Raw genomic sequence first — 6,975 nt, 5'->3', positions numbered from 1 at the left:
TGAATGGCAACTTTGTCCTTTAGCCCAAATCTCCTGCCTAGCAACAGCAGTAGAAACGTTGTCACCGTCATATAGCCCAAACCGCCAACCTGAATCAGCAGCATAATTATCAACTGTCCGAATCGGGAAAAATGGGTGGCGGTATCGACTACCACATGCCCTGTGACGCAGACGGCAGAGGTAGATGTAAACAATGACACGATCGGGTCATTCCACTGCCCGCTCGTCGTCGAGAGCGGCAGCATTAGCAGCATTGCACCAGTCAATATGACTGCAAGAAAACCCAGGCAAATAGTACGAGAAACTGTCATCTGAATTATTAATTATTAATTATTAATTAATAATTAATAATTAATAATTAATAATTACCAATTATTAACTATTAAATGATTTTTTGCTGGTTAGCGATCGCTAGGTGTGCGATCTGATTTGCTAACACATCTTACGATTAAAGCATATTACTCACCAGTCGGTTCAACCGGGGTATCGGTTTCGACTTCACCAAAGGCGACACGGAGAAATGGTGGAGCGACAAAAGTTGTCAAAATCACCATGATAATAATCGACACCTGTAACGGTTTATCCAAAATACCACTCGCCGCACCGATCCCGGCAAACACCAAGCCCACTTCACCACGGGGAATCATCCCCACGCCGACCGCCCAACGGTTAACGCCAGGAATACCAAATACCGCCCAACCAGTCACCAATTTACCGATTACTGCCACCACGACTAAAAAGACGGCAATTAATAATCCTGCACGATTTTCCGGTACGGTCGGGTTCAAAACTCCCAAGTCCGCCCTTGCACCAACAGTCACAAAAAAGATCGGCACGAGCAAATCGGCGATCGGTTTAATCAGTTTATCTAACTCATCCCGCGCATCGCTTTCATCTAACACCAACCCGGCAGCAAACGCGCCCAAAATTGCTTCTAGATGGATGGCATTGCCCAAAAATGCCATGAAAAAGGCAAAAATAAATGCGGGAATAATAATGTTGCCGCGAGTTTCGAGCTTCTCGACGATCGATGTAAATGTTTGATTGAAAAAACCGCCCAACAAAATTGAACCGATTAGAAATACGGTGGCACTGACGATTAAATAAATCAAATTAGTAACATCAATCTCACCAGTTTTGGCAAGACTGGCAACCACAGCCAGCACAATAATCCCCAGCACATCATCAATTACCGCTGCACCGACAATGATTTGACCTTCCTTAGACTTTAACTGCCCCAGCTCCGACAACACCTTTGACGTAATCCCGATACTCGTTGCCGTCAATGCTGCCCCAGCAAAAATCGCGGGAATTGCCGCCACATGAAACAAGAGCATCAACCCAATCGTTCCAGCAGCAAAGGGTACAGCTACTCCCACACAGGCAACTACAACCGCTTGAATTCCGACCGCTTTGAGTTGGCGCAAGTCAGACTCCAGCCCAATTTCAAACAGGAGGATAATTACGCCGAGTTCTGCCAGCACCGAGAGAACTTCGCTCTGGGACTCGAATACGGTTTCGATCCCCTCCGGCGACAGGTGATTGAGAGCTTGCAGTGCCGTCATCAACAGAGAATCCGCCGCTACTAAGCCACCTTCAGGAAAAATTACCAGATGTAGAGCCGAAACTCCCACAACTACACCTGCTACCAATTCCCCTAGCACTGGCGGAAAATCTAGTCGATTGGCTACTTCCGATCCAATTTTACTGGCGATAAAGATCGTCACTAGAGTTAGTAAGACTCCAGACAGAATAATCGGCGAGTATTCTGCTGCTACTGTCGCCAATAGTGGCGGTGCGCTGGCAGCACTCCATAAAGTCAGGGTGTCGTTCAAAAACATAGTTTGTTGTAATAAAAACAAGGAGGAATAGAAAAAACAACCGAATCGCTATAGATGTAGCATTACCAGTTTAGAGGATGAATGGATGCGGCTAAATAGTCAAGTGTTTGTTTTCTCTGTCATAAGTAGCTAGCCCTTTGCCCTCACCCCCAACCCCTCTGTCTTGTCGTTTTTTTTATTCGGGGGTTCCCCCCGAATAAAAACGCCGCTCCCAAGCTTGGGAGAGGGGAGCCGGAGGCGAAGGCGGGACTGAAGAGCGATTTCGCCATTGTCGCTTTAATTATGTTCAGCCACTTACATTACGATCGCCTTGAAATGGAGATCGTAATGTAAGTAGCTGAATTTGGCTGATAATATTCATAACCGATCGCTATTTCCGGCAATGGTTCAAACACCGATTAAATCGATCTCGCTCGAAGCTTTTCTTAAGCTGCCAGAAACTAAGCCTGCTAGTGAATTTGTCGATGGGCAAATCATCAAAAAGCCCATGCCGCAAGGAAAACACAGCACCATTCAAGGCGACCTTGTGTCCGCCATTAATACAGCACTCAAGCCCGAACGCGTTGCCCGTGCCTATTCAGAATTACGCTGTACATTTGGTGGACGTTCGACTGTTCCTGATGTGACTGTGTTCGCATGGGAGCGCATTCCTCGCGATGATGATGGCAAAGTTGCGAATGTATTCGAGATCGCACCTGACTGGACGATTGAGATTCTCTCGCCAGAACAGAGCCAGACAAAAGTCATTCGTAATATTCTACATTGTCTTAGCAATGGCACTAAGATGGGCTGGTTAATCGATCCAGAAGAAGAACTGATATTCGTTTACTTTGCAGATCGCACGCTGGCAGTGTTTGAAGAAAAAGATAGTTTATTACCCGTTCCGGAATTCGCAGCAGCATTTAAATTAACGGTCGGTGAATTATTTGGTTGGTTAGCGGATTAGCAGCGCAAGTAAACTAGAGATCGAGGAGCTTGTTGTGAGTCGCGATCGAGACGGCTTGTTTGCGATCGGTTGCCCCTAATTTGTGTAAAATCGTGTGGACGTGGACGCGGACGGTACCAGGCGTAATGTACAAGATTTCGGCGATTTCGCGATCGGTTTTAATAGTCGCAATCAGGCTGAGAATTTCACGTTCGCGTCTGGTGAGCGGTTCTACCGCCATATCCAGTGCGTCAGTAGGATTATTTTGAAACAGCGTATGAATCTCAGCGGTGGCAGTGGCATCCCACCAGGATGCGCCAGCAATGACCGATCGCATGGCTAAAACTAGCGTTGCGGCGGCTACCCCCTTGAGGCAATAACCTTGCGCTCCAGCGGCAACTAGCCGAGAGATCAGCGCAGTTTCATGGCGCGAGGTTAAGACCAAAATTGGCAGTTTGGGATAGTGTTGTTTGAGTTGCCGACAGGTTTCCAATCCCCCCAATCCGGGTAAGCCGATATCGAGGAGCACTAGATCGAAGAGTTGTTGCTTGGCAAGATCGAGTGCGGTTTCACCATCTTCGGCTTCTACTAATAGCTCGATCCCCGACTCGCGTTGCAAGCGGACTTGTAAGCCCAGGCGAAACAATTCATCATCTTCTACTAGCAGAATTTTCAAGCGATCGAGCGGCATCTTAGCATACTTGAGGAAAGCAAACTCCACAATGCAATATTACCACGATCGATCTGGTCTATCGGGTGGTGGGATGGCCGATCGCCCGCAGCCGAAACCCAAAGCTCGCACCTTGAGGAACGCGATTTTGCGCCCAAATCGTCCCGTCGTGTGCTTCGACAATTTGCCGCGCCAGATACAATCCCAGCCCCGATCCGCTGGCTTGGCGATCGCTCGAACCTTGATAAAACCTCTCAAATAAATGGGGCATTTCATCGGGTTGAATCCCCGCACCAGTATCTAAGATCTTGACGACGCAATCGCCTGCTCGATCGCCCAATTCCACTTCCACTTTCGCGCCGCGTGGCGAGTGATTGATGGCATTAGTTAGCAGGTTGGCGAACACGCGCTGTAACTGTAAGGCATCGCCATTTACCCACATGAATTGCCGAAAATCTGAGTCACCATAAGTTAGGGACAGATGCACCCGGCGACTGGCGGCAAGATCGAACAACTCTGCGGCTGTCGATTCGGCTAACTTGGCCAGATCGAGCGGACGGCAGTCGAGCTTGAGTCCTTCGAGATCGTTGCGATAGACATCCAAGAGCGTTTCCAGTAGCTTCAAGCTGGTTTGATGGCTGCGGATGATGGTATTGAGAACGCTCTTTTGTTGGGGGTGGACGCTGCCAAATTGCTCGCGATCGAAGGCTTTGAGAGTTTCGATCGCGCCTAAAATCGGCGTTTTTAAGTCGTGTGTGAGAGTGGAGGCAAAATCTTCGCGCAAACTCGCCAGTTTTTCTTGAATTTGCAATTTGGCTTGCTGTTGTGCTAGAGCTTGTTGAATGTGCCGATTGCGATCGCTCAAGATCCCCGTCACGATCGTTGCTAGTACAGTAATCAGGCGATTTGCCACCATCGCCGGATGAATCTCTCGATGATGACCTGGAACCCAAATATTCAGCAGTGTCAACACTACCGCCAGTGCGGTAATTAGTAGCGTCGTGCGGCGGCTGAGATGAGGCTTGGCAAATAAAATCGGACTGATATAGAGATACCCCATCACATAGTCGGGTGGCGTCAAGATCTCTAGCGTAAATACCAGTGCAAATAAGCCGATCGTCGTCCAGAATAACGATAAATTCTTGAGATCGAGCTGCCAATCGAATGTCGCTAGTAAATTAGTCGTGGGGGCAACGTTTTCAGCACGAGTCCATGGTGGCATCACACACTTCCTTCAAATTGCGATTTATTTAGTGTAGCGATAAAGCGCTCTAGAAATTGGGTGGCTAATTGACGATCGTCATCGCAGTTCGATCGACAGCATGAATACTTGCCATTTAGCTATCTATCTAAAGATAGATTTTCGATCTAATTTAGTTGTAAATTAGCATACATAAATAGCTGTCTAGGTAAATGTTTTGAAATAAAATTTAATTGTCTGAATTGGAATGCTGAAATTAATCATCTAAACAAAAACTAAACAAGTTGCAAATGAGACAATACCAGCAAGGCAAGATATATAGCAGCAGCTAGATTGACTAATGCTAAACAGAAGATATACCTTTTCAACGAATTAAATCTGTGTCACGATCGCAATAAGTAGAGCAACAACAGCGAATTAAAAACACGGTCGATGCTTTCGCGATCGCTGACGATCGCCGACATAATTAAGGAAGATTAACCCATGCTACAGGGATGGATTCAGATTGGCATCACGTTAGCGATTATTGTGGCAATTACGCCACTATTAGGGGGCTATATCGCCCGAGTTTATCTCGGACAACGCACCATTCTCGATCGAGTTTTAGAACCAGTCGAAGGACTGATTTATAGTTTGAGTGGTGTGAATATTCAAACTCAGATGACGGGCTGGCAGTACGCTCGCTCGATCTTATATAGCAACTTGGCAATGGCAATATTGCTATTTTCCATCCTAATGTTGCAGGGCTTACTCCCACTCAACCCCACTGGATTAGGGGCACCGACTTGGGATACAGCCTTACATACGACGATTTCCTTTATTACCAATACCAATCAGCAGCATTATTCAGGCGAAACTACTTATAGTTACTTTTCGCAGATGTTGGGATTGGGGTTTATGTTCTTTACCTCAGCCGGAACGGGGATTGCCGTCGCGATCGCTTTTATTCGCGGTTTGACGGGTAGACCCTTGGGTAATTTTTATGTCGATCTGACTCAGGCGATTACGCGGATTCTGTTGCCGATTAGTATCATCGGCACGCTCTTACTGGTAGCGTCAGGAGTCCCCGAAACTCTCTCGGGGCCAATTTTGGTGCCGACATTAGAAGATCCAAATCTGCGGCAAGCGATCGCGATCGGGCCAGTCGCTCACTTTGAGATTATCAAACAATTAGGTGAAAACGGTGGCGGATTTTTTGCAATTAACTCCGCACATCCATTTGAGAATCCCAATGGATTTTCTAATCTGATTCAGACACTAGCGATGATCTCCATTCCCACCTCGATGATTTATACCTATGGCGTCATTGCCGACAATCGCAAACAAGCTTGGTTGGTCTTTGGGATGGTGTTTATCATCTACGTCGCATTTATCATCATCACCGCGATCGGCGAGTATAACGGCAACCCCCTCGTTAACTCGATTTTGGGCAGCACACAGCCCAATTTAGAGGGCAAAGAAGTCCGCTTTGGCTGGGCGCAGTCGGCGCTGTATGCGGTAACTACTACGGGGACGATGACGGGTGCAGTCAACTCGATGCACGACTCCTTTATGCCTGCGGGTGGCTTTGTGTTACTGTCCGATCTGTTCCTCCAAATCATTTGGGGCGGTCAGGGAACGGGGACAGCTTATTTATTTTCCTACCTGATTTTGGCAGTATTTGTCACCGGATTGATGGTCGGACGCACCCCGGAATTTTTGGGACGCAAGATTGAAAAAAACGAAGTGGTATTAACTAGCTTTTTGCTATTGCTAGTGCATCCGATTTTCGTGTTGATTCCGGGTGCGATCGCTTTAGCATTTCCCGATCTCCTGGCTGGCATTAGCAATCCAGGTTTTCACGGACTCGCGCAAGTAATGTATGAGTATGCCTCCGCAGCAGCGAATAATGGCTCCGGGTTTGAAGGATTAGCCGACAGCCAACCCGCACCCAGCGCCTTGTGGTGGAATCTGAGTACCTCCATCAGTCTGCTCGGCGGTCGCTATGTCCCGATCGTGTCTCTATTACTGCTTGCTGAAGGGATGTCCCGCAAACAACCCGTACCGTTTACGACAGGTACATTGCGTACCGATACCGTCCTGTTTACCGGAGTTACCGCTGGCGTAATTGTAATTATGGGCGCACTAACTTTCTTTCCCATCCTGGCACTAGGGCCGATCGCGGAAGGCTTTTTGTTAGGCGGTAAGGGGTAATGGGTAAAGAAAGTTGGCGTTGCTGAATTGGGGTATGAAGCATAGATCTTGCCCTCACCCCCAAACCCACAACCAAACATGGGAGTGGGGAGCCACAGCCCGAGGCGAGGGCGGGTCTGTAGTGCAAAAAATACCTTAAAAAAGA

Annotated in this window: 6 protein-coding genes; 2 read left to right on the top strand and 4 right to left on the bottom strand. The window is 47.7% G+C overall.

Features of this window, described 5'->3' with window-relative positions; genetic code table 11:
* The coding region (locus tag RMO35_RS13890) for a potassium transporter TrkG (RefSeq protein WP_396135669.1) at positions 1 to 311 on the bottom strand (311 nt) is incomplete at its 3' end.
* Between the two features lie 147 nt (positions 312 to 458).
* Positions 459 to 1,841 carry a cation:proton antiporter gene (locus RMO35_RS13885; protein WP_309741889.1) on the bottom strand — a complete coding sequence of 461 codons (1,383 nt, stop codon included), beginning with the start codon at positions 1,839 to 1,841 and terminating at the stop codon, positions 459 to 461.
* Between the two features lie 382 nt (positions 1,842 to 2,223).
* On the opposite strand from RMO35_RS13885, the gene RMO35_RS13880 reads away from it, so the two are divergent.
* Positions 2,224 to 2,787, top strand: a complete 564-nt coding sequence (locus RMO35_RS13880) for a Uma2 family endonuclease (protein WP_309741891.1) — start codon at positions 2,224 to 2,226, stop codon at positions 2,785 to 2,787.
* A gap of 13 nt (positions 2,788 to 2,800) precedes the next feature.
* On the opposite strand, the gene RMO35_RS13875 is transcribed toward RMO35_RS13880, so the two are convergent.
* Together RMO35_RS13875 and RMO35_RS13870 are read right to left on the bottom strand one after the other, a co-directional pair.
* The gene (locus tag RMO35_RS13875) at positions 2,801 to 3,457 is read right to left on the bottom strand and encodes a response regulator transcription factor (protein WP_309741890.1); all 657 of its coding nucleotides are present in this window, start codon (positions 3,455 to 3,457) and stop codon (positions 2,801 to 2,803) included.
* 58 nt (positions 3,458 to 3,515) lie between these two features.
* The gene (locus RMO35_RS13870; RefSeq protein ID WP_309741888.1) at positions 3,516 to 4,658 is read right to left on the bottom strand and encodes a HAMP domain-containing sensor histidine kinase; all 1,143 of its coding nucleotides are present in this window, start codon (positions 4,656 to 4,658) and stop codon (positions 3,516 to 3,518) included.
* A 462-nt stretch (positions 4,659 to 5,120) separates the two neighbouring features.
* Between RMO35_RS13870 and kdpA the strand changes: the two genes are divergently transcribed.
* On the top strand, positions 5,121 to 6,830 hold the full coding sequence (kdpA, locus tag RMO35_RS13865; RefSeq protein WP_309741887.1) for a potassium-transporting ATPase subunit KdpA: 1,710 nt from the start codon (positions 5,121 to 5,123) through the stop codon (positions 6,828 to 6,830).
* The last annotated feature ends 145 nt before the right edge of the window (positions 6,831 to 6,975 follow it).

It is taken from the genome of Chamaesiphon sp. OTE_20_metabat_361, from assembly GCF_031364565.1.
This window is presented reverse-complemented; position numbering and strand designations above follow the sequence as displayed.